Source organism: Novosphingobium olei (assembly GCF_012927405.1).
Classification (GTDB): Bacteria; Pseudomonadota; Alphaproteobacteria; order Sphingomonadales; family Sphingomonadaceae; genus Novosphingobium; species Novosphingobium olei.
Genome location: NZ_JABBGM010000004.1, coordinates 267,850 through 288,547 on the forward strand (window position 1 = coordinate 267,850; position 20,698 = coordinate 288,547).

Below are 20,698 nucleotides of genomic sequence, written 5' to 3' on the forward strand. Positions count from 1 at the left end.
CACCTCAGTCAAATCTCTGATGCAGCCCTTAAGGCCGAATTGGCAGGCGTGCGACCACTTTCGCGCAGCCGCAGTCCGCGGCGCAACCCGCACAGGAAAAGGGACCTTCCATGCGCAAGATCATCACTGCCGCCGCTGCTGCCGCAACCGTTCTGGGCTTCAGCGCCTCGGCAATCGCCAACCCCGCCCCGCACCCGACCGAACACCCCAAGGACGATCACGCCGGCGACCACAAGGACGGCGAGCACAAGGACGAGCACAAGCCGCACTGAGCAAGGCTTGAAGCTTCCGGCCTGAGCCCAACGGCTCGGGCCATCATGTCACGCGCCGGGTTGCCACACGTTGGTAAGCCGGCGCGGCCATGCCCAGGGCGCCAGCAAGATCACGTCTAGCTGCGCACTGTCCCTGTCCTTCAGGAACCGCCCGGCCACGCCTTCAGCCGCGCGGGCCACCCTGCGAAAGCGCCGCGGATCCACCGCCCGGTCGCGCTCGGCCACCGAATTGCGCCACTTCACCTCGACGAAAGCCACCGTGCGCCCCTTGCGCGCGACGATATCGAGCTCGCCAGCGTGAACCCGCAACCGGCGCGCCAGCACGCGCCAGCCGGTCAGCCGCAAGTACCAGCACGCCAGCGTTTCGCCCTTGCGGCCGTTTTCCTCGGCCTGCACCCGTCTGCGTCGTCTGCTGCTCATTTCAGTTCCATTGCCCGCGCATAAAGCGCTTTGCGATCGATCCCCAAAGCCTTGGCCACGCTGCCCGCGGCCTGGCTCACGCTCATTGTTTCGAGTGCCTGGCGCAGCGCGGCGTCGACGTCCGCCTCGCCCGGTGCGGCGGGCGCGGGCGGAGGCCCGGCCAGCAGCACGATCTCGCCCTTGGGCGGATGCGCGGTGTAGTGCGCGGCCAGCTCCACGGCCGTGCCGGTGCGGCATTCCTCGTGCAGCTTGGTCAGCTCGCGCGCCACGGCGATCTCGCGCCCCGGCATGATCCGCGCCATCGCCTCCAGGCTATCCACTAAACGCGGCCCGGTCTCGTAGAACACCAGCGTGGCCGGAACGGCGGCGAGTTCGCCCAGCGCATCGCCGCGCGCCTTGTCCTTGGAAGGCAGGAATCCGGCGAACATGAAGCGGTCGGTCGGCAGGCCCGCCAGCGTCAGCGCCACCACCAGCGCGCTCGGCCCGGGCAGGCTGGTCACCGCGATCCCCCGCTCGCGCGCGGTGCGCACCAGCTTGTAGCCCGGGTCGGAGATCAGCGGCGTGCCCGCGTCCGATACCAGCGCGACGGGCTTTTCGCACATTTCGGCGAGCAGCTTATCGCGCGCGTCTTCGCTCGCGTGATCGTCATAGCGCCGCATCGGGCGCTTGATCCCCAGATGATTCAACAACTTGCCCGTGACGCGGGTGTCTTCGCACGCTATCACGGCACAGCCCGAAAGGACCTCGGCGGCGCGACGCGTCAGGTCGCCGAGATTGCCAATCGGTGTAGCGACAATGTAGAGCCCCGGCGGGAGCGCAGGCGTATCCATGCGCATTCCAATGGACCGGGCGACGGGGAGCGGCAAGAGCATGAATGAAGGCAATCCGGCAGCGACCACGGTCATGACCCGGCGCTTTGCGGTGCTGGCGACGCTTTCGCTGCTGGCAGGTTGCGCGGTGATCCCCAAGACCGGCCCGGCGCCCGCGCCCAGGCCGACCGAGGCGGCGCCCGATTCCAACGTGCTGCCGACCGATGCCGATCGCCACCGCATCGCCCTGCTGGTGCCGATGACCGGCCCCAACGCAAGCGTCGGCCAGGCGATCGCCAACGCCGCGACGATGGCGCTGCTCGATACCAACGCGCAAAGCCTGCGCATCACCACCTACGACACGTCGGCCGGCGCTGGCGTCGCCGCCACGCGGGCGATCCAGGACGGCAACAAGCTGATCCTGGGGCCGCTGATGGCCGACGATGTCGTCGCCGTCGCCGCCGTGGCGCGGCCCGCGAAGGTGCCGATGATCACTTATTCCAACGATGCCAGCGTCGCCACCAGCGACGTCTTCGTGCTGGGCCAGGTGCCCGGCCAGTCGGTCGCGCGCGTGCTGGGATATGCCAAGTCGCACGGCGTCAACCGCGTGGGCGCGCTGGTGCCCGGCGGCGTCTATGGCCAACGCGTGTCCGCCGCGCTTTCGGCCAGCGCGCAGCGCGAAGGTCTGACCGTTACCGGCATCGAAAGCTATGCCCGCGGCAATACCTCGGTCGCCAGCGCGGTGCGCCGGATCAAGGCCAAGGGCCCGGTCGATGCGCTGCTGATCGCCGATGGCCCGCGCATTGCGCTGACCGCCGCGCCGCAGGCCGGCGGCACGCGCCTGATCGGCACCGAATTGTGGAGTGGCGATGCCGCCGTGGCCAAGAGCCCGGCGATGAAGGGCGCCTGGTTCGCCGCCGTGTCCGACCGCCGCTTCGGCCAGTTCGAACAGTCCTACCGCAATCGCTTCGGCGCCACGCCAGCGCGGCTTGCCACGCTGGGCTACGATTCCGTGCTGCTGACGCTCAACGTGGCGCGCAACTGGCGCCCGGGCACCGCCTTCCCCACCGCGCGGCTGGCCGATCGCGATGGCTACATCGGGCTCGACGGCGTGTTCCGCTTCAACGCCAACGGCGTTGCCGAACGGGCGATGGAAGTGCGCGAGGTATCGGGCGGCACCTTCGTCACCGTCAGCCCGGCGCCTTCACGCTTCTGATCCGCGCATCGGGCGGCGCCTTAGGCCGCGCGAACGCTTCGAAAAGGGCGGGATAAGGACACGGTCCGGCTTGCGTGCGGATTCGCGCGTGTTCTATACACGTTCGCATGTCCGATGACCTGTTCGACAAGCTGCCCGCCAGCACCCCTTCCGAAAGCTACGACGGTTCCGCGATCGAGGTGCTCGAAGGGCTCGAACCGGTCCGTCGCCGACCGGGCATGTACATCGGCGGCACGGACGAACGCGCGCTGCACCACCTCGCCGCCGAAGTGCTCGACAACGCGATGGACGAAGCGGTGGCGGGCCATGCCAACCGCATCGAAGTCACGCTGGAAGAAGCTCCGGGCAGCGCCGGCCGCCTGACGATCAGCGACAACGGGCGCGGCATCCCGGTCGACGAACATCCCAAGTATCCGGGCAAGTCGGCGCTCGAAGTGATCCTCACCACGCTCCATTCGGGCGGCAAGTTCTCGGGCAAGGCCTATGCCACCAGTGGCGGCCTGCACGGTGTGGGCGTCAGCGTGGTCAACGCGCTGTCCACGCTCACCCGGATCGAGGTAGCCCGCAACAAGGAGCTTTACGCGCAGGAGTTCAGCCGGGGCCTGCCCACCGGCCCGCTGCAGCGCATCGGCAATGCCCCCAACCGGCGCGGCACGCAGGTGACGTTCGTGCCCGATGCCGAAATCTTTGGCGAGGATGCGAAGTTCAAGCCCGCGCGCCTGTTCCGCCTCGTGCGGTCCAAGGCCTATCTCTTCGCCGGCGTCGAAATCCGCTGGAAGTGCGCGGCCAGCCTCGCCAGCGACGATGTGCCGGCCGAAGCGGTGTTCCAGTTTCCCGGCGGCCTTGCCGATCACCTCGCTGAACAGGTTTCGGGCCGCGAATGCGTCACCACGCTGCCCTTCTCTGGACGGCAGGATTTCCCGGCTGGCCCCGGCGGCGAGGAGATGGGCCGCGTCGAATGGGCCATCGCCTGGCCGCTGTGGTCCGACGGATCGTATAGCTGGTACTGCAACACCATCCCCACGCCCGATGGCGGCACGCACGAGCAGGGCCTGCGCGCCGCGCTGACCAAGGGCATCCGCGCCTTTGGCGAACTCGTCGGCCAGAAGAAGGCCAAGGACATCGCGCCTGAAGACATGATCACCGGCAGCGAGATCATGCTGTCGGTGTTCATCCGCGATCCCCAGTTCCAGAGCCAGACCAAGGACCGCCTGACCAGCCCCGAAGCCGCGCGGCTGGTCGAAAACGCGGTGCGCGATCACTTCGACCACTTCCTCACCGACAACCTCGAACGCGGCAAGGCGCTGCTCGGCGCGGTGATGGAGCGCATGGACGAACGCCTGCGCCGCAAGCAGGAGCGAGAGGTCAAGCGCAAGACCGCCACCAACGCGCGCAAGCTGCGCCTGCCGGGCAAGCTGACCGACTGTTCGGGCGAAGGCGATGGCGAAACCGAGCTGTTCATCGTCGAAGGGGATTCGGCCGGCGGCAGCGCCAAGCAGGCGCGCGACCGCAAGACGCAGGCGATCCTGCCGATCCGCGGCAAGATCCTCAACGTCGCCAGCGCCACGGCGGACAAGATCCGCGCCAACAGCGAGATCGCCGATCTTGCGCTCGCATTGGGTTGCGGCATGCGCAAGGACTGCAACGCCGATGCGCTGCGCTACGACCGCGTGATCATCATGACCGACGCCGATGTCGATGGCGCGCACATCGCCACGTTGCTGATGACGTTCTTCTTCCAGGAAATGCCCGAGATCGTCCGGCGCGGGCACCTCTACCTCGCCCAGCCGCCGCTCTATCGCCTGACCAGCGGCAGCACGTCGGCCTATGCCAAGGACGACGCGCACCGCGCCGAACTGGAACGCACCAAGTTCAAGGGCAAGAAGGTCGAAGTCGGGCGCTTCAAGGGCCTTGGCGAAATGAACCCGCAGCAGTTGCGCGAAACCACCATGGCGCCCGCCACGCGCAGCCTGATCCGCATCACGCTGCCGCCCGAATACGAAGGCCGCGCGGCGGTGAAGGACCTGGTCGACCGCCTGATGGGCCGCGATCCCGCGCAGCGCTTCATGTTCATCCAGAACCGCGCCAGCGAGATCGACCCCGAACTGATCGACGCGTGATCGGGGCCTGATCGGCCTCCACCGCCTAATGCTTCAGGTGGCTGCCCACCGCATCGATAAGCCGCTTCGATAGCGGATCACCGGGCTCGCCATTGCGCGCGGCGCGGTCGGCAAAGTGGATCAGGATCGCGCCGAGGACGGCGGTGGCCAGCGCCTCAAGCTCTTCGCCCTGAAGGCGGGCAATGAACGCGTTGGCCTGCTTGCGCGCCTTCTTCGGCAGGCGGAACCCGTTGATCTTGCGCGGCAACTTGAACGTCTTGGCCATGGGGATCGCTCCATTGCTCTCCATCCGGCTTCAGAACGCATCACGCTGCCATCGGCTCCCCCTTGCGCGCCGCAGAGATTTGTCTCACGCTGTCACCAATAAGGGGGAGGCAATCAGGACATGACGGAACGACCGCACTTCGAAGTGCTCGACGGGTTGCGCGGGATCGCAGCGCTGCTGGTGCTGGTATTTCACGTCAACGAAATCCCGGTGATGGGCGACCCTGCCCGCAACATCCTTCCCCATGGCGCGCTGGCGGTCGATTTCTTCTTCTGCCTGTCGGGCTTCGTCGTGTCCTACGCCTATGACCGGCGCTGGGCGCGGGGCATGGGCTTTGGCGAATTCGTCAAGCGCCGCCTGATCCGGCTTCACCCGCTGGTGATCCTCGCTACCGCGATCGGCGCTGCGGTCTATTTCCTGGGGCCGTTCCGCGGGCCCGGCTGGGACATCGGGCCGGTGGCGGCGGCGACCACGATCGCGCTCGCCCTGCTGGTCCTTCCCTATCCCGGCCTGCCCGGCCGCTTCGAAGACACCCATTCGCTCGATGGTCCCACGTGGACGCTGTTCCAGGAATATGTCGGCAACCTCGCCTATGCGCTCGTGCTGCGCCACCTTGGCAACCGCGTGCTGCTGGCCCTGGCGGCAATCGCTGCCATCGTGCTGGGCTGGGCCGCGGTCAGCCACGGCAAGCTGTCGCTCGGCTTCGGCTGGGAGACCTTTCCCTACGCCTTCGTCCGGCTGGCCTTCCCGTTCATCTTCGGCCTTTGGCTGCACCGGATGCTCCCCGCGCTGCCCAGGCTGCGCCTCGGCCTCGTGCCGCTGGGCCTGCTGATGACTGGCGCGCTCGCCCTGCCGTTCCTCGGCACGGCCGATGCCGCCACGGCCAACGGCTTGCTTGAAGCGGCGATGGTCATCGTGCTGTTCCCGCTGATCGTGCTGTTCGGCGCGCATTCCGACGTCGGGCCGCGCACGCTGGCAACGGCGCGCGTGCTGGGGCGGCTGTCGTACCCGCTCTACATCCTGCACTACCCGTTCATCTACAAGTTCGCCGACTGGGTGATCCTGACCGAGCCAAAGCCCGGCGCCGTGCTCGCAGTGGCGCTGGTCATTCCGCCCGCGATGATCGCGCTGGGCTGGGCGGGCTTGCGGCTGTGGGACGAACCGCTGCGCGCCGCGCTGTCGCGTCGGCTCAAAGCCTAGCGCCCGTCGCTGTCCTTGGCCGGCTGGCGGAAGTCGAAGCGGATGCGCACCCAGGTGCCCAGCTGCGGCTTGCCATCGACGCGCGGCGGGCGGACCAGGAATTGCCACGCGGCCTGGCGCAGCGCGCGCGCCAGGCCCGATCCGGGGGGCGATTCGCCCAGCTCGCGGCAATCCTCGACATGATAGTCCTGGATCGTGCGGCAGGCGATCATCGCCCACGATCCGGGCGCGCGGCCGGCGGGCAGATAGGGCGCCAATTCCGCATCGCGCGGTTCGCGGTACCACTGCGCGGCATAAAGCACCGCCCCGCCCGGCCCTTCGCCCACGCCCGCAGAGGCGCCGCCGCTGCCGCTGTCGCCCGCGCCGCCCGCCGCCGGTGGCGCGGCCTTGGCCATCTTGCCGATGTCGGCCGCGGCAAAATCCTTGCGGCTCATCACGATGAAGCCCGGCGGCAGGGTCGGGCTTTCGGTGGGCACGATCACGCGCGGCGGGATCTTCACCGCCTGGCGCACCGGCTCGGGCTGCGGCTGGACCGGCTGCTTTTGCGCCACCGCCTTCTTCTTTTCGGGCTGCTCGCGCTCCGCCTTCTTCTCCTCGCCCTTGTCCTGGCTGAGGTTCACGGCGGTCAGCTGGCCCTTCCCCTCGCCGCCGAACTCGATGTAATCGCCCATCCGCACCACGATCGCGGCGAGCGCAAAGCATACCGCGGCGGCAAGCACGATGGCGCGCGGCCGGTCACGTTTGGAGGCGCCATAGCGCGAAGGGGCAAACGGTTGGGCCTCGACATTCATTGCCTGCCGCCTAGACCCTCAATTCTGACAGGACAATGTACGGCACATGAAGCGCAAGAGAGTCTTGCCAGCCGCCAACCGCCTGCTATCGTTTAACCAACCGATTAACTCAGAGACACCCGACCAGAACAGAGCAAGGGACAGCCGATGCGCTTCGAAGGTACCCAGAACTATGTCGCCACCGACGATCTCAAGGTGGCGGTCAACGCCGCGGTGCTGCTGCGCCGCCCCCTGCTCGTCAAGGGCGAGCCCGGCACCGGCAAGACCGTGCTGGCGCACGAAATCGCCAAGGCCGTCGGCGCGCCGCTGATCGAATGGAACATCAAGTCCACGACCAAGGCGCAGCAGGGCCTCTATGAATACGACGCGGTGGCCCGCCTGCGCGACGGCCAGCTGGGCGATGAACGCGTCCACGACATCCGCAACTACATCAAGAAGGGCAAGCTGTGGGAAGCGTTCACCGCGCCGCAGCTTCCCGTGCTGCTGATCGACGAGATCGACAAGGCGGACATCGAGTTCCCGAACGACCTGCTGCAGGAGCTCGATCGCATGAGCTTCGATGTCTATGAAACGCAGGAGCGGATCGCGGCCAAGGAACGCCCGATCGTGGTGATCACCTCGAACAACGAGAAGGAACTGCCCGACGCGTTCCTGCGCCGCTGCTTCTTCCACTACATCAAGTTCCCCGACCGCGACACGATGCAGGCGATCATCGACGTCCACTTCCCCGGCATCCAGAAGACGCTGGTGACCAAGGCGATGGAAGTGTTCTACGAAGTGCGCGACGTGCCGGGGCTGAAGAAGAAGCCCTCGACCAGCGAACTGCTCGACTGGCTCAAGCTGCTGCTGAACGAGGACATGCCGCTCGACGTGCTGCAGAACCGCGATCCGACCAAGGCGATCCCGCCGCTGCATGGGGCCTTGCTCAAGAACGAGCAGGACATCATGCTGTTCGAGAAGCTGGCCTTCATGGCCCGCCGCCCGAGCTGAAACCAGTTGGGCTGATCCAGAGGAAGGAGCCGCCAGACGATGACCGCACCCTATTCCGGGCGCTGCGCCTGTGGCGCGGTCACGCTGGCGATTTCGGCCGAACCGATGACCACGCGCCAGTGCTGGTGCCGCCAGTGCCAGAAGATCGCCGCCGGCGGTCCGACGCACAACGCGATCTTCGCGGCCGAGGCCGTGGCGATCGAGGGCACGCTGGCGAGCGGCGGGTGGCAGGCGGCAAGCGGCAACACGCTGACCTTCCACTTCTGCCCGGCCTGCGGCACGCAGATCTATGGCCAGAGTTCGGCCCGCCCGCATCTCAAGACCGTGCGCTTCGGCGCGCTGGATGCGGGGCACGGGCTGGAACCCGAAGTCGTGATCTGGACCGACGATGCCCCCGCCTGGGCGCAGATCGATCCGGCGCGCGAAAGCTGGCCCCAGCAGCCGCCTGCTCAGCCACCTGCCCAACCGTCCGCCGCGCCCTCCACTCCCCCTTCAGGGACCTGAACCGATGTTCTTCAACTTCGTCGACGAACTGCGCGCGGCGGGCATTCCCGCCAGCTTCAAGGAGCACCTCGTGCTGCTGGAGGCGCTCGACAAGGACGTGATCGAGCAGACGCCCGAGGCGTTTTACTACCTTTCGCGCGCCACCTTCGTGAAGGACGAAGGCCTGCTCGACCGCTTCGATCAGGTGTTCAACAAGGTGTTCAAGGGCATCCTGACCGATTACGGCCAGCGCCCGGTCGACATTCCCGAGGACTGGCTCAAGGCCGTCGCCGAGAAGTTCCTCACCGAAGAGGAAATGGAAAAGATCAAGGCCATGGGCTCCTGGGAGGAGATCATGGACACGCTGAAGAAGCGGCTGGAGGAGCAGGAAAAGCGCCACCAGGGCGGCAACAAGTGGATCGGCACCGGCGGCACGTCGCCCTTCGGCAATTCGGGCTACAATCCCGAAGGCGTGCGCATCGGCGGCGAAAGCAAGCACGGCCGCGCGATCAAGGTCTGGGAAAAGCGCGAATTCCAGAACCTGGACAACACCAAGGAACTGGGCACCCGCAACATCAAGGTGGCGCTGCGCCGGCTGCGCCGCTTCGCCCGCGAAGGCAACCCGGACGAGCTGGACCTCGAAGGCACGATCGAAGGCACCGCCAAGCAGGGCTGGCTCGACATCCGCATGCGCGCCGAGCGCAAGAATGCGGTCAAGCTGCTGCTGTTCCTCGACGTCGGCGGATCGATGGACCCGTTCATCCGCATGGTGGAGGAACTGTTCAGCGCGGCCACGGCCGAGTTCAAGAACATGGAATTCTTCTACTTCCACAACTGCCTGTACGAAGGCGTGTGGAAGGACAACAAGCGCCGCTGGTCGGAACGGACCAAGACCTGGGACATCCTCCACAAGTACGGCCACGACTACAAGATCGTGTTCGTGGGCGATGCGGCGATGAGCCCCTACGAGATCAGCCATCCCGGCGGCAGCGTGGAACACTTCAACGAGGAAGCCGGTGCCGTCTGGCTGCATCGCGTGGCGCAAACCTATCCGGCGACGGTGTGGCTGAACCCGGTGCCCGAGAAGCAGTGGACCTATTCGCAGTCCACCAAGATGATCAAGGACATCATGAACGGATCGATGTTCCCGCTGACACTTGAAGGACTCGACGGCGCGATGCGGGAACTGACGCGCAAGAAGCACTGAGCGCGCAGGCACCACTGCTGCGGCACCCAAGTTGACGAAGTTGACAGACTTCTGAGCGAAAAATTGGGCTTGCACCCGGCGGACGCGTCTACGCCGGCCGGGTTTCGCCGACATCCGACCGATGCCACTGAAATATCGGGCTTTCCCGAGAGCGCAGCAGGTTTGCATCGACGCAGCATACCGGCCGCCCGACCTGTAGGACAGGCGCGCCGAATGCTGCATATGCAAGACATGTGTCAACTTCAGCCATCCACCTCGCGGGTGGATGGCATTTTCAGGACATGCGCCGCAACCAGTCAGGCCAGCGCGCGATAGCGGAAATTGCGGAACAGGACGCGGCCATTCGGGCCGCTGGCGAACAGCGCCGGGCGCAGGCTGAGCAGGTTGTCGACGGTATTGGCGTTGTATCCCGAGACTTCGCTCCTGACCCCGTGCCGCGTCCACGCCTTGCCATCGAGGCTGTAGTACATGGTGACGATCTGGTCCTGATTGACGATGCGCATGTGCATCTTGCGCACCGCCGGCGCAGGCTCCGGCCAATAGGACGCCTTGCCGCCGCGATAGCTGACCATGCGGCTGCCATCGATGCCCATGCCCAGGAACAGGCGATCGTCGAACAGCAGCAGCAGGCCACCCTGCGCCCCGCCTTCGAGTTCGACTTCCACGGTGACTTCATAGGCGCGATCGCCGACCTGCTGGGTAACGACGGTGCCGTCCGACGGCCCCTTCCCCCGTGCCTGCAGCGCCAGTGCGCCATTGCCGATCGCAACGCGCGCTGCTTCGGCCGGCGCGCTGTTGTAGAGGTTCCACAAGGTGCCGAGGCGCGAAGACGCGAAATCATCAGAATGCGGCATGCCGTGCGGCACGGCCGCGCCCTTCGGCTTGGGCAGCGGCTGCGAAAGATCGCCGCCGACCGCGCGGAACCAGCCATCGGCGGTCCATTCGATCGGTTCGACCAGCGTCTGCCGCCCCAACGTGGTGAAGCCCGCTTCGTAGCCGTGATAGACCATCACCCATTGCCCGCCCGGCCCTTCGACGCAGGTGGCGTGGCCGCGCGACCACCACATCTCGTCGCGCGAACGGGTGCGCTGGATCGGGTTGTGCGGGCAGTTCTCCCACGGCCCGTGGATCGAGCGTGAGCGCGCCGCGACGATCATGTGCCCGGTCGGCGGGCCGCTGGTGCCGCCCACGGCGTTGACCAGGTAGAACCAGTCGCCCCGCCGGAACAGCTTGGGCCCCTCTGGCGAAAAGGCTTCGGTGATCCAGTCGTCGGGATAGTGCCACGCCTTGTAGGCATCTTCTACCGGGCCCGCCGTGGCGAGGCCATCGGGGGTCAGGCGCACGCGCTTGCCGTCGTTGAAGAACAGGTAGCGATGGCCGTCTTCGCCCACGACATGGCCGGGATCGATCAGGCCGCCGATCTTCAGGTCGATGGGATCGCTCCACGGCCCCGCCATCGACGGCGCGTGGATGACATAGGTGTTGGCAAAGCTTGGCAGGTCGGGCGACCAGGGCGCCTTCATGAAGGGAATGTAGATAAAATAGCGCCCGTCGTGCTTCGCGATATCGACCGCGAAGACGGTGCCCAGCGGCTTGGCCAGTGCCGGGCCGAGCGGGCGCCAGTTCACCAGATCGCGCGAATGCCAGATGAGCAGGCCGGGCGCGGAATCGAACGACGAATGCGTCATGTAATAATCGTCGCCGTCCTTGAGCACGGACGGATCGGGATAGTCGCCCGACAGCACGGGATTGAGGAAGCGCCCATCGCCCAGATCGGCAATCCGCTGGCCTTCGATGCCACGGCGCCATTGCGGCGCGGCGTCGGTTGCGGTCGCGCACCGGGCCGCCGGGACCGTCGCCCTGGGCAGCGTGCGCGCAGTGGCGCTACCGCCTGCTGCCAAGGCTCCCAAGGCAGTCAGCTTGAGGGCCGATCGGCGCGATTCCATGCAACTTCTCCCGATTATTAGAATGTTTGCTCTAATTTAGGGAGCGTGTGCAGGCAAGACGTTTGGCGGGGCCTTGCCGCCTCAATAAAGCAGATGCGGCCGACGCGCCTCGATCCACGCCGCTTCGTCGGGCGTGGCGATCGCGTCGAGGTCGGCGGCGGTGGTGGCAGGGTTGTCGACCCATTCCCGCAAGGCGGGGCCGCCGTTGATCACGTCGATGGCGAGCTTGTCGAACACGTACTCGTACGGGAAATCGCGCCACAGCGGGTAGTCCGGATAGAGCCGCCGGATCGCCTTGAACGCCAGCGCCTGGAACCGCCACGGGCGGAAGGCGTGGTGGTCATAGAAGCGGCCCTCGGCATGGACCATCAGCGCACTGCACAGCGACTTCGCGTGCTTGTGGAAGGTGGGCTCGAACCAGCATTCGCGGATCGCGGCGCCTTCCATCCACTGCGGGGCGAACGTGCGCATCTCGGCCAGCACGGCCTTGGCGTCGATATCGGGCGCGCCGAACAGCACTTCGAGCGGGCGGGTGGTGCCTCGCCCTTCCGAAACGGTCGCGCCTTCGATCATCACCGTGCCGGCATAGGCGCGCGCCATGTTGAGGCTGGCGGCGTTGGGCGACGGGTTGACCCAGATGCGGCTTTCGGGCCAGCCGAAACCGGGGCCGCTTTCGGGCTGCCAGCCCTCCATCGCGATCACGCGGTAATCGACATCGAGCTTGAAGTGATCGACGAACCAGTGGCCCATCTCACCCAGCGTCAGCCCGTGGCGCATCGGCATGGGCCCGGCGCCCACGAAGCTTTCCCAGCCGGGCAGCAGCGTGGTGCCTTCGACGGGGCGGCCGGCAGGATTGGGCCGATCGAGCACCCAGACCGCCTTGCCCGTGCCTGATGCGGCTTCGAGCAGGTAGAGCAGCGTGGTGACGAAGGTGTAGATGCGGCAGCCCAGGTCCTGCAGATCGAACAGGAAGACGTCGGCGCTGTCCATCATCCGCGCGGTGGGGCGGCGGACTTCGCCATAAAGGCTGAACACCGGGATGCCGTAGACGGGATCGAGCTCGTCGGCGGTTTCGACCATGTTGTCCTGCTTGTCCCCCTTCAGCCCGTGCTGCGGGCCGAAGGCGGCGGTCAGGTTCACGTCGGGCAGGCCGGCCAGCGCATCGAGCGAATGGACCAGGTCTTCGGTGACCGAAGCGGGATGCGCGACAAGCGCGATGCGGCGGCCGGCGAGCGGGGCGCGCAAGGTGGGGTCCGCCAGCAGGCGATCGATACCGAACTTCATGGGCCGCTGGGTGCCGTAAGGTGGCCGTGGAAGCAAGCCGGGTCGTGGAAGTCGGGCGCCTCGCCTCCGTGGGCCATCGCCCAGTAGGACTTGTGACCGCCCTCCTCCTCGATCACCGCGGTCAGGCCATAGCGCGCCGGCAGCGGCGGCAGCGCGCTTGCCGGCAGCACGGCATCGAAGATCAGCACGTTCTGCCCCCGGCGCGGGGTGCACGTCGGCTGGGGCGCCACCGGCCGATCGGCCATGCCGGCGCGCACGTCGGCAAAGGAATAGGCGGCCCAGCGCTCGGACGGGCTGAAGTTGAATTCGGCATAGGCCGGGGCATCGGCCCCTTGCACGAACAGTTCGAAGCAGGTCGCCTGCCACAGCCCGTCGGCGCGGCGCTTGCCCGCGAACGGCGGCACGACCAGCGCGGCGGTGCCATCGACGCGCCAGCGAATGCTGAGCCAGTTGGCATCGAACCCGATGATCCGCGCGGAAACCGCCGTGACCTGCAGCGGGGGGCGTGCCGGGTGGTGGATCAGCATGGCAAGGGCTCCGTGGCGCAGGGGAAGGACGGAAGGGGGAAGGACGGCCCTTCGACAAGCTCAGGGCGGGCGGTGTCTGGGAGAACAGTCATCCCTTCCCCCTCTGTGCTAATCCGACACAACCCAACGCGACCCCCCCTCCGTCCGTGCTACTCCGCCACAACCCAACGCTATCCCTCCTCCGTCCGTGCTGAGCTTGTCGAAGCACCGTCCTTCTTCGGGGCGCCCCACGCACGGCCTGCCCCTTCCCCCGTCCGTGCTGAGCTTGTCGAAGCACTGCCCTTGTTCTTCGCGAGGTCTGAAATCCGCACCCAATCCCCGCGGATCAGCGCAAGCTTCTTCGCCCGCGACCAGCCCTTGATCTGCCGTTCGGCGGCCTTCGCCTCGTCGCGCGTTGAGAATTGCTCGGACCAGACCAGGTCGACCGGCAAGTGGTCGCGCGTAAACCCGGGGATCGCACCGCTGGTGTGCTCTGCGATGCGGCGCTCGAGATCGTCGGTCTGCCCGACATAGAACGCGCCGCCCCGGCAGTGGAGCATGTAGGCCCAGAACCCCATGCCCGCACGCTAGGAAAAGGGCAGCCCTTCGACAAGCTCAGGGCAGACGGATATTGACGGACCGGTTCCCCTCCCAAGCCATAACGCGCCTGTCGAAACGTCAACCACTCCCCCGCAACGCTTGCCCTACCCCGCCCGTGCTGAGCCTGTCGAAGCACCGAACTTCACTTTCCGCCAAGGCATCAGCCGAAGTCCCGCCGCCGGGTTCATTTCGCGCAGCAGCCGTGCTAGGCGCGCCGCCACCAGAAAGAAGGCCGCGATGACCCAATACCAGTCGACCCTGCTCCGCCTGCTCGAAGAGCGTGGCTACATCCACCAGCTGACCGATGCCGAAGGGCTCGACAAGCTGGCGAGCGCGGGCGTGGTTCCGGGCTATATCGGCTTCGACGCCACCGCGCCATCGCTGCACGTGGGCTCGCTCGTGCAGATCATGATGCTGCGCCGCCTGCAGCAGGCCGGGCACAAGCCGGTGGTGCTGATGGGTGGCGGCACCACGCGGATCGGCGATCCGACCGGGCGCGACGAAAGCCGCAAGATGCTGTCGGACCAGACGATCGAGGACAACATCGCCTCGATCAAGCGGGTATTCGAAAAGCTGCTGACTTTCGGCGAGGGGCCGACCGACGCCGTCATGGTCAACAACCACGACTGGCTGGGCAAGCTGGGTTACATCGAGCTGCTGCAGGAAGTCGGCACGCACTTCACCGTCAACCGGATGCTGACGTTCGATTCGGTCAAGCTGCGGCTCGATCGCGAACAGCCGATGACGTTCCTCGAATTCAACTACATGATCCTGCAGGGGTACGACTTCCGCCACCTGAACAAGGCGATGGACGTGCGGCTGCAGATGGGCGGCTCCGACCAGTGGGGCAACATCGTCAACGGCATCGAACTGACCCGCCGCAAGGATGGCAAGGAAGTGTTCGGCCTGACCACGCCGCTGCTGACCACCGCCGATGGCAAGAAGATGGGCAAGACCGCCGCCGGTGCGGTGTGGCTCAACGAAGATGCCCTGCCCGCCTGGGACTTCTGGCAGTACTGGCGCAATGCCGATGACCGCGACGTGGGCAAGTTCCTGCGCTTGTTCACCGACCTGCCGCTCGACGAGATCGCCCGGCTGGAAGCGCTTGAGGGCAGCGAGATCAACGCCGCCAAGGTGGTGCTGGCGAACGAAGTGACGCGGCTGGTGCGCGGCGAAGAAGCGGCCAGGGCGGCCGAAGCCACCGCGGCGGCGACCTTTGCCGGCGGGGGCCTGGGCGAGGACTTGCCAAGCCTGGTCGTTTCGGATGCAGATGTATCCATTGTCGATGCGCTGGTCGGGCTGGGCTTTGCCGGCAGCCGGGGCGAAGCCAAGCGGCTGGTGGCCGGCGGCGGCGCGCGCGTCGACGGGATTGCGGTGACCGATGATTCGCATCGCATCGTCATGGGCGAAAACGAAATTCGCATTTCGTCCGGAAAGAAGAAGCACGGGGTGCTGCGCAGCCGTTAACGGAAGAATTCTGCCGTACCCCGGCAACGGACCGGCTTAAACGTGCCGACCCCTTTACGAAATATAAGCCAATCCGGATCAAAACCTTGCTGATCAACTGACACCGGCAAGGAGGAAAGATGTCCGGAGGAGCTCAGCTTTCCGTCACCGACCAGCGCCGCGCCGCGCGGCATCCGGTGAACCTGCCCGTGATCGGCGAGCACCGGCAGCTCGGCGATGTGATGCTGACGATCGTCAACATCTCGTCGACGGGCTTCATGACCAGCGGCGCGATCGAACTGGGGCGCGGCGAACGCGTCACCATTCGCCTGCAAGTGATCGGGCGGATCGAGGCGTTCCTGGTGTGGAACGACGGCGAACGCGCCGGTTTCCAGTTCGAGCGAATCGTCCGGCAGGACGATTTCATCAAGCTGATCAAGGCGTTGCAGCCCAATCCCAGGCTGCGCCAGAGCCGCTGACGGAACAGGACCTGAAGACGACGCGCCGCGCGGCAGGGGCAGGAATGCCCTTGTTGCGCGGTTCGTCGATCAGGTGTTGATATATTATATCATCACGCTAAGCAGCATCCGCAGAAACAAACAGCGGGTTGCAACCTTGAACGCTCTCTCCCCCCTTCCCCGTCGCTCCGCCCCCTCCCAGACGCTGCGCAGCGCGCTGCTTGCGGGATTTGCCGCCGGCGGTCTGTTCGGCGTGACGCCGGCGCTCGCCGCCGAGGCGGACGCGCCTGCCCCCGCCCCGACCAGCGGCGATACCGAAGCGCACGCCGATCCGGCCACGCCCGACGATGCCGGCCACCCGCCGATCATCGTGTCGGGCCGCCTGATAAGCGGCGATCGCGACACGATCTCGGCCCCGGTGGTGCTGACCGGCGATGCCTTGGCCCGCAACGTCGCGCCGCAGATCGGCACGATGCTGGCCAAGCTGCCCGGCGTTTCGACCAGCGGCTTTGCCCCCGGCGCCAGCCGTCCGGTGCTGCGCGGCTTCGACGGCCCGCGCGTGCAGGTGCTGACCGACGGCATCGGCTCGCTCGACGCGGCATCGGTTTCGGCCGACCACGGCGTCGCGCTCGATACGCTGAACGTCGACCACATCGACGTGCTCCACGGCCCCGCCGTGCTGCTTTATGCGAGCGATCCCGCCGGCGGCGCGGTCAACGCGATCGACAAGCGCATTCCGCGCAGCGTGCCCGACAAGACGATCTCGCTCACGGCGCTCGGCTCCTATGGCACCGCGGCCGATGCGGTGAACCTGGGCGCCGCGGCGGACGTTGTCATCGCGCCGCGCCTCGTGGCGCATGTCGATGGCAGCTACAACCACGCGGGCGACCTGCGCATCGGCGGCTATGCGCTGTCGCCGCAGCTGCGCGCGCAGACGCTGGCCTCTGCAGCAGACCTTGCCGCCGATGGCGATCAGGCCGGGGCGGACCAGCTGACGACGCAGGCCAACCAGCGCGGCCGGCTGAGCAATTCGTGGGCCAAGGGCTATACCTTCGGCGGGGGCCTGGCCTTCATCGACGATGGCGGCAGCATCGGCATTTCGGTGCAGCGCCTTGCCAGCGACTACGGCATTCCGCCGCGCCCGGCGGTGGGCGATTCCGACCCCGTCTCGCTGTCGCTGCGCCAGACGCGCTATGACCTGCGCGCCAGCCTCAACGCCACCGGCTTCCTCGACCGGATCGACCTGCGCGCGGCTTATGGCGATTACACCCACGCCGAACTGGACGCGGGCGTCCCCGCAACGCGCTTCTTTAACAAGGCGATCGAAAGCCGGCTCGACCTGGTGCAGGCAAGGCACGGCGCCTGGAGCGGCCAGAGCGGCGTGCAGGTTTCAACCCGCAAGCTGACCGTGGTCGGCGACGAGCGGCTTATCCCCGACACCAATACCGATCGCTTCGCCGCCTTCACGCGCCAGCAACTGAAGCTCGGCACGGTCGATCTGGAAGGCACCGCGCGCTACGAGCACACCGCCGTCGCCACGATCGACGGGACGCAGCGCAGCAGCTTCAACCAGTATTCGGGCGGCATCGGCCTTGCCTGGCATCCGGTCGAAAGCCTGACGCTCAGCCTTTCGGCGGCGCACGGCGAACGCGCGCCGACATCGGAAGAGCTGTACATCGACGGCATCCACGATGCGACGCAGTCCTACGAGCGCGGCAACCCCGGCTTCCGCAAGGAGCGTTCGAACACGGTCGAAGCCGGCGCACGCTTCCACGGCGAACGCTTCGCCGCGGCGGTCACCGCCTATGCCACCGATTTCAAGGACTACATCGCGCCGCTGCCCACCGGCGAGCTGATCGAAGGCTACCCGGTCTACCAGTTCACGCAGGTGCCGGCGAAGTTCCGCGGCATCGAGGCCGAAGCATCGGCCAAGGCGCTGCAGTGGGACAATGGCAGTTCGGTCAGCATCGATGGCAGCGTCGATTACGTCCACGCCAGCCTGACCGGCCTTGGCGCCGCACCGCGCATTCCACCGTTGCGGGTGCGTGGCGGCATCGAGTTCGATTCCGACATGTTCGACGCGCGGGCCGAAGTGGTGCGCAACGCCGCGCAGAACCGCGTGGCCGCGAACGAGAACCCGGTGGGCGGCTTCACGCTGGTCAACGCCAGCCTGACCTGGCGCCCCAAGGGCAAGGACGGCCCGCTGTCGCTGATCCTGTCGGGCGACAACCTGCTCGACGTCTCGGGCCGCCTCGCCACTTCCGAAACCCGCGACTTCGTGCCGATTGCCGGGCGCGACGTGCGGATCACGGTGTCGCTGAAGATCTGACGAGCATTTCGCGCGCTCGGAAGAAAAGGGCGATCCATCGACAAGCTCAGGATGGGCGGGGGTAAGGCGTGGCGCCCACCTCCGCCCGCACCATAGCGTCATCCCAGCGAAGGCTGGGATCGCTGGCCAGCAAGCGCCTCCCAACCGTTCCGCAAACCGAGAGCGATGCCAGCCTACGCTGGCATGACGACTCCAGAAGGCAAACTCACCCCACACCCCCACACCGCCTGCCCTGAGCCTGTCGAAGGGCCGCCCTTGTTCTCCCAAGCGCAACAGCGAGACAGCACGCAGCACCTCCCCAAAGCGCTTGACCAGCGCCGGAAGACGTCCCGGGAGCGCGAGGGGGTGACCCCCTCGCATCTGCTCTGTTCTCTGGCCTTCCCCCACCAAACTTGACAAAACGTACCATATAGGTTATACGCCACCCCCACGGACCGGGAGCGGCATGGCCGGCTTGCTCTTCGCTCCTTCGGGCCAATCTCCACGTGGGGAAAGGCCCGACGCGACCGGCGCGGGTCGGCGCTGCGGGAGGCCGGCTCTGCCGGTCAGCGAGGGCGTTAAGCCCCAAGTCCCTCAGGGCAACCCAACGCCACTGCAACGGACGGGCGGATGTGGTGCGGTGGTTCAACCGCGTGGCAGCGCTCCCTTGCGAGTCCGGTTCCAGTCCGGTCCGGCCCCTTCATGGGGCCGCGACCAATCCCGGAACTTATCCTCGCGGGACTTATCGCTACGGACCGGGCCGCCTTGCGAGCCGCCGCCCGGGTTTCGAGCCCCCGTCCGACTACAGGCTGAGCCGATCCGGGATAGCCAACGCCCCGCCGGCCACTCGCCACAGCGTTCCTCTTGCCCTCCACGCGCACGCGCCACGCATGGCGCCCGCGCCGGTCGCGCAGGTCCGTACACTTCCCAACGGCGTTATCGTCCGGGCTCGCCGCCGGATAAGAAGGCGTGCCCAAGGTAAACCGCTGGCGACTTATGTCTCGATTTACGCGGCTCATTAGTTTTCGTTGCTTGGCAAGCGCCTTGCGCGCTGCCACTTGAAGGCGGTGTCAGACACTGCCCCTACCCCTGAACCCACATCCCCGCTGCAGATCCCGGATTACCGCCGCTTCTGGACGGCGCGGCTGGCCTCTGCCTTTGCCACCACCGGCATGGTGGTGATCCTGGGCTACCAGCTCTACGACGTGGCGCGCGGCGCCTATGGCATGAGCATCGGCAAGGCTTCGTTCCAGCTCGGCCTTCTGGGGCTCGTGCAGTTCCTGCCGCTGTTCCTGCTGACCCCGGTCGCGGGCGTGGTGGCCGACCGGTTCGACCGGCGGCTGGTGGTGACGTGTTCGATGCTGATCGACACGGTGGTGGCGCTGGTGCTGACGCTGGCGACGTGGCTGCAGGTGCTGAACCTGCCGCTGCTGTTCGGCCTTGGCGCGCTGCACGGCACGGCGCGCGTGTTCCTGGGGCCGGCGCTGTCCTCGATCGCGCCCAACGTGGTGCCGCCGGCGCTGCTGCCGCGCGCCGTCGCGATCAACGCGATGGCGTGGCAGATCGGTTCGCTGGGCGGCCCGGCCCTCGCCGGCCTGATGTTCGCGGCCTATGCCCCGGCGCCCTATGCGGTTTCGACCGTGCTGCTGGCGGTGGGTGCGGTGCGCATCTTCGGCATCCGCCCGCTGCCCCCCAAGGAGGACAACCGCAACGTCCATCCGATCAAGCAGATCCGCGAAGGACTGTCGTTCGTGTGGAACGAGCGCTTCCTGCTGGGCTGCATCACGCTCGACCTGTTCGCCGTATTGCTGGGCGGGGCGACCGCGCTGCTGCCGGTGTTCGCGCGCGATATCCTGACGATCGACGGGCACGCGGTCGGCTCGTATGGCCTGGGCTTCATGCGCGCGATGCCGGGCCTTGGCGCGGCGCTGGTGGCGACGTTCCTTTCGCGCCGCCCGATCGAGCAGGAAGTCGGCAACAAGATGCTGCTCGCGGTGATCGCGTTCGGCGCGGCCACCATCGGCTTTGCCCTGTCTCGCAATTTCGCGCTGTCGCTGGTGTTCCTGGCGCTGATCGGCGCGAGCGACATGGTTTCGGTGTTCATCCGCAACACGCTGGTACAGCTGCACACCCCCGACGGCGTGCGCGGGCGCGTCTCGTCGATCTCGGGCCTTGCCATCTCGGCCTCGAACGAGCTGGGCGAAATGCAGTCCGGCGTGGCCGCCGCCCTGCTTGGCGCAACCGGAGCGGTTGTGTTCGGCGGGGTGGGTGCGATAGTCGTTACCGTGCTGTGGGCCTTCTGGTTCCCGGAACTGCGCCGGGCCCGGACGTTCGCGGCGAAGTACACCTGACGTTTCAACCGCAACACACATTCAAC

Annotated in this window: 19 protein-coding genes; 11 read left to right on the forward strand and 8 right to left on the reverse strand. The window is 66.9% G+C overall.

Annotated elements, in window-relative coordinates; translation table 11 throughout:
* The first annotated feature begins 110 nt into the window (after positions 1–110).
* Positions 111–272 (forward strand): hypothetical protein, encoded by a 162-nt coding sequence (locus HHL27_RS11360; protein ID WP_169493513.1) that lies wholly within the window; start codon positions 111–113, stop codon positions 270–272.
* A 48-nt stretch (positions 273–320) separates the two neighbouring features.
* Here the strand turns inward: HHL27_RS11360 and HHL27_RS11365 are convergent, their stop codons facing one another.
* Together HHL27_RS11365 and rsmI are read right to left on the reverse strand one after the other, a co-directional pair.
* Positions 321–692, reverse strand: coding sequence for a YraN family protein (locus tag HHL27_RS11365; protein ID WP_169493514.1), 372 nt, complete (start codon positions 690–692; stop codon positions 321–323).
* Entirely contained in the window at positions 689–1,522 is an 834-nt protein-coding gene (rsmI, locus tag HHL27_RS11370) for a 16S rRNA (cytidine(1402)-2'-O)-methyltransferase (RefSeq protein WP_169493515.1), read from the reverse strand. Before rsmI ends, HHL27_RS11365 begins: the two co-directional genes overlap by 4 nt.
* On the opposite strand from rsmI, the gene HHL27_RS11375 reads away from it, so the two are divergent.
* Both HHL27_RS11375 and parE read left to right on the forward strand, forming a co-directional pair.
* Positions 1,521–2,717, forward strand: a complete 1,197-nt coding sequence (locus HHL27_RS11375; protein ID WP_338114884.1) for a penicillin-binding protein activator — start codon at positions 1,521–1,523, stop codon at positions 2,715–2,717. The genes rsmI and HHL27_RS11375 overlap by 2 nt on opposite strands.
* A gap of 107 nt (positions 2,718–2,824) precedes the next feature.
* Positions 2,825–4,837, forward strand: a complete 2,013-nt coding sequence (gene parE / locus HHL27_RS11380) for a DNA topoisomerase IV subunit B (RefSeq protein WP_169493516.1) — start codon at positions 2,825–2,827, stop codon at positions 4,835–4,837.
* Positions 4,838–4,862: 25 nt separating this feature from the next.
* Here parE and HHL27_RS11385 read toward each other — a convergent pair whose 3' ends face one another.
* Positions 4,863–5,102 carry a hypothetical protein gene (locus HHL27_RS11385; RefSeq protein WP_169493517.1) on the reverse strand — a complete coding sequence of 80 codons (240 nt, stop codon included), beginning with the start codon at positions 5,100–5,102 and terminating at the stop codon, positions 4,863–4,865.
* A 120-nt stretch (positions 5,103–5,222) separates the two neighbouring features.
* On the opposite strand from HHL27_RS11385, the gene HHL27_RS11390 reads away from it, so the two are divergent.
* Positions 5,223–6,302, forward strand: a complete 1,080-nt coding sequence (locus HHL27_RS11390) for an acyltransferase family protein (protein WP_169493518.1) — start codon at positions 5,223–5,225, stop codon at positions 6,300–6,302.
* Here the strand turns inward: HHL27_RS11390 and HHL27_RS11395 are convergent.
* Positions 6,299–7,093 carry a hypothetical protein gene (locus HHL27_RS11395; protein ID WP_169493519.1) on the reverse strand — a complete coding sequence of 265 codons (795 nt, stop codon included), beginning with the start codon at positions 7,091–7,093 and terminating at the stop codon, positions 6,299–6,301. The genes HHL27_RS11390 and HHL27_RS11395 overlap by 4 nt on opposite strands.
* 147 nt (positions 7,094–7,240) lie before the next feature.
* On the opposite strand from HHL27_RS11395, the gene HHL27_RS11400 reads away from it, so the two are divergent.
* From HHL27_RS11400 to HHL27_RS11410, 3 genes are read left to right on the forward strand one after another with little or no spacing between them, the layout of a single operon-like run.
* On the forward strand, positions 7,241–8,083 hold the full coding sequence (locus HHL27_RS11400; protein WP_169493520.1) for an AAA family ATPase: 843 nt from the start codon (positions 7,241–7,243) through the stop codon (positions 8,081–8,083).
* A 39-nt stretch (positions 8,084–8,122) separates the two neighbouring features.
* A complete protein-coding gene (locus tag HHL27_RS11405) occupies positions 8,123–8,587 on the forward strand; it encodes a GFA family protein (protein WP_169493521.1) in 465 nt (154 codons plus the stop codon).
* Positions 8,588–8,591: 4 nt separating this feature from the next.
* The gene (locus tag HHL27_RS11410) at positions 8,592–9,773 is read left to right on the forward strand and encodes a vWA domain-containing protein (protein WP_169493522.1); all 1,182 of its coding nucleotides are present in this window, start codon (positions 8,592–8,594) and stop codon (positions 9,771–9,773) included.
* A gap of 296 nt (positions 9,774–10,069) precedes the next feature.
* Here HHL27_RS11410 and HHL27_RS11415 read toward each other — a convergent pair whose 3' ends face one another.
* The 4 genes from HHL27_RS11415 to HHL27_RS11430 all read right to left on the reverse strand — a co-directional run bounded on the left by HHL27_RS11415 (position 10,070) and on the right by HHL27_RS11430 (position 14,087).
* Positions 10,070–11,719, reverse strand: coding sequence for a family 43 glycosylhydrolase (locus tag HHL27_RS11415; protein ID WP_169493523.1), 1,650 nt, complete (start codon positions 11,717–11,719; stop codon positions 10,070–10,072).
* 81 nt (positions 11,720–11,800) lie between these two features.
* Positions 11,801–13,003: an exo-beta-N-acetylmuramidase NamZ family protein gene (locus HHL27_RS11420; RefSeq protein WP_169493524.1), complete on the reverse strand. Its 1,203-nt coding sequence runs from the start codon at positions 13,001–13,003 to the stop codon at positions 11,801–11,803.
* A complete protein-coding gene (locus tag HHL27_RS11425) occupies positions 13,000–13,530 on the reverse strand; it encodes a DOMON-like domain-containing protein (RefSeq protein WP_169493525.1) in 531 nt (176 codons plus the stop codon). Before HHL27_RS11425 ends, HHL27_RS11420 begins: the two co-directional genes overlap by 4 nt.
* 170 nt (positions 13,531–13,700) lie before the next feature.
* Positions 13,701–14,087, reverse strand: a complete 387-nt coding sequence (locus HHL27_RS11430; RefSeq protein ID WP_169493526.1) for a GIY-YIG nuclease family protein — start codon at positions 14,085–14,087, stop codon at positions 13,701–13,703.
* A gap of 259 nt (positions 14,088–14,346) precedes the next feature.
* On the opposite strand from HHL27_RS11430, the gene tyrS reads away from it, so the two are divergent.
* From tyrS to HHL27_RS11450, 4 genes are all read left to right on the forward strand, one after another.
* A complete protein-coding gene (gene tyrS, locus HHL27_RS11435; protein ID WP_169493527.1) occupies positions 14,347–15,576 on the forward strand; it encodes a tyrosine--tRNA ligase in 1,230 nt (409 codons plus the stop codon).
* A gap of 119 nt (positions 15,577–15,695) precedes the next feature.
* Positions 15,696–16,034, forward strand: coding sequence for a PilZ domain-containing protein (locus HHL27_RS11440; RefSeq protein WP_169493528.1), 339 nt, complete (start codon positions 15,696–15,698; stop codon positions 16,032–16,034).
* A gap of 136 nt (positions 16,035–16,170) precedes the next feature.
* Positions 16,171–18,342, forward strand: a complete 2,172-nt coding sequence (locus tag HHL27_RS11445; RefSeq protein WP_240959693.1) for a TonB-dependent receptor — start codon at positions 16,171–16,173, stop codon at positions 18,340–18,342.
* A gap of 1,046 nt (positions 18,343–19,388) precedes the next feature.
* On the forward strand, positions 19,389–20,672 hold the full coding sequence (locus HHL27_RS11450) for an MFS transporter (RefSeq protein WP_169493662.1): 1,284 nt from the start codon (positions 19,389–19,391) through the stop codon (positions 20,670–20,672).
* Positions 20,673–20,698: the final 26 nt, after the last annotated feature.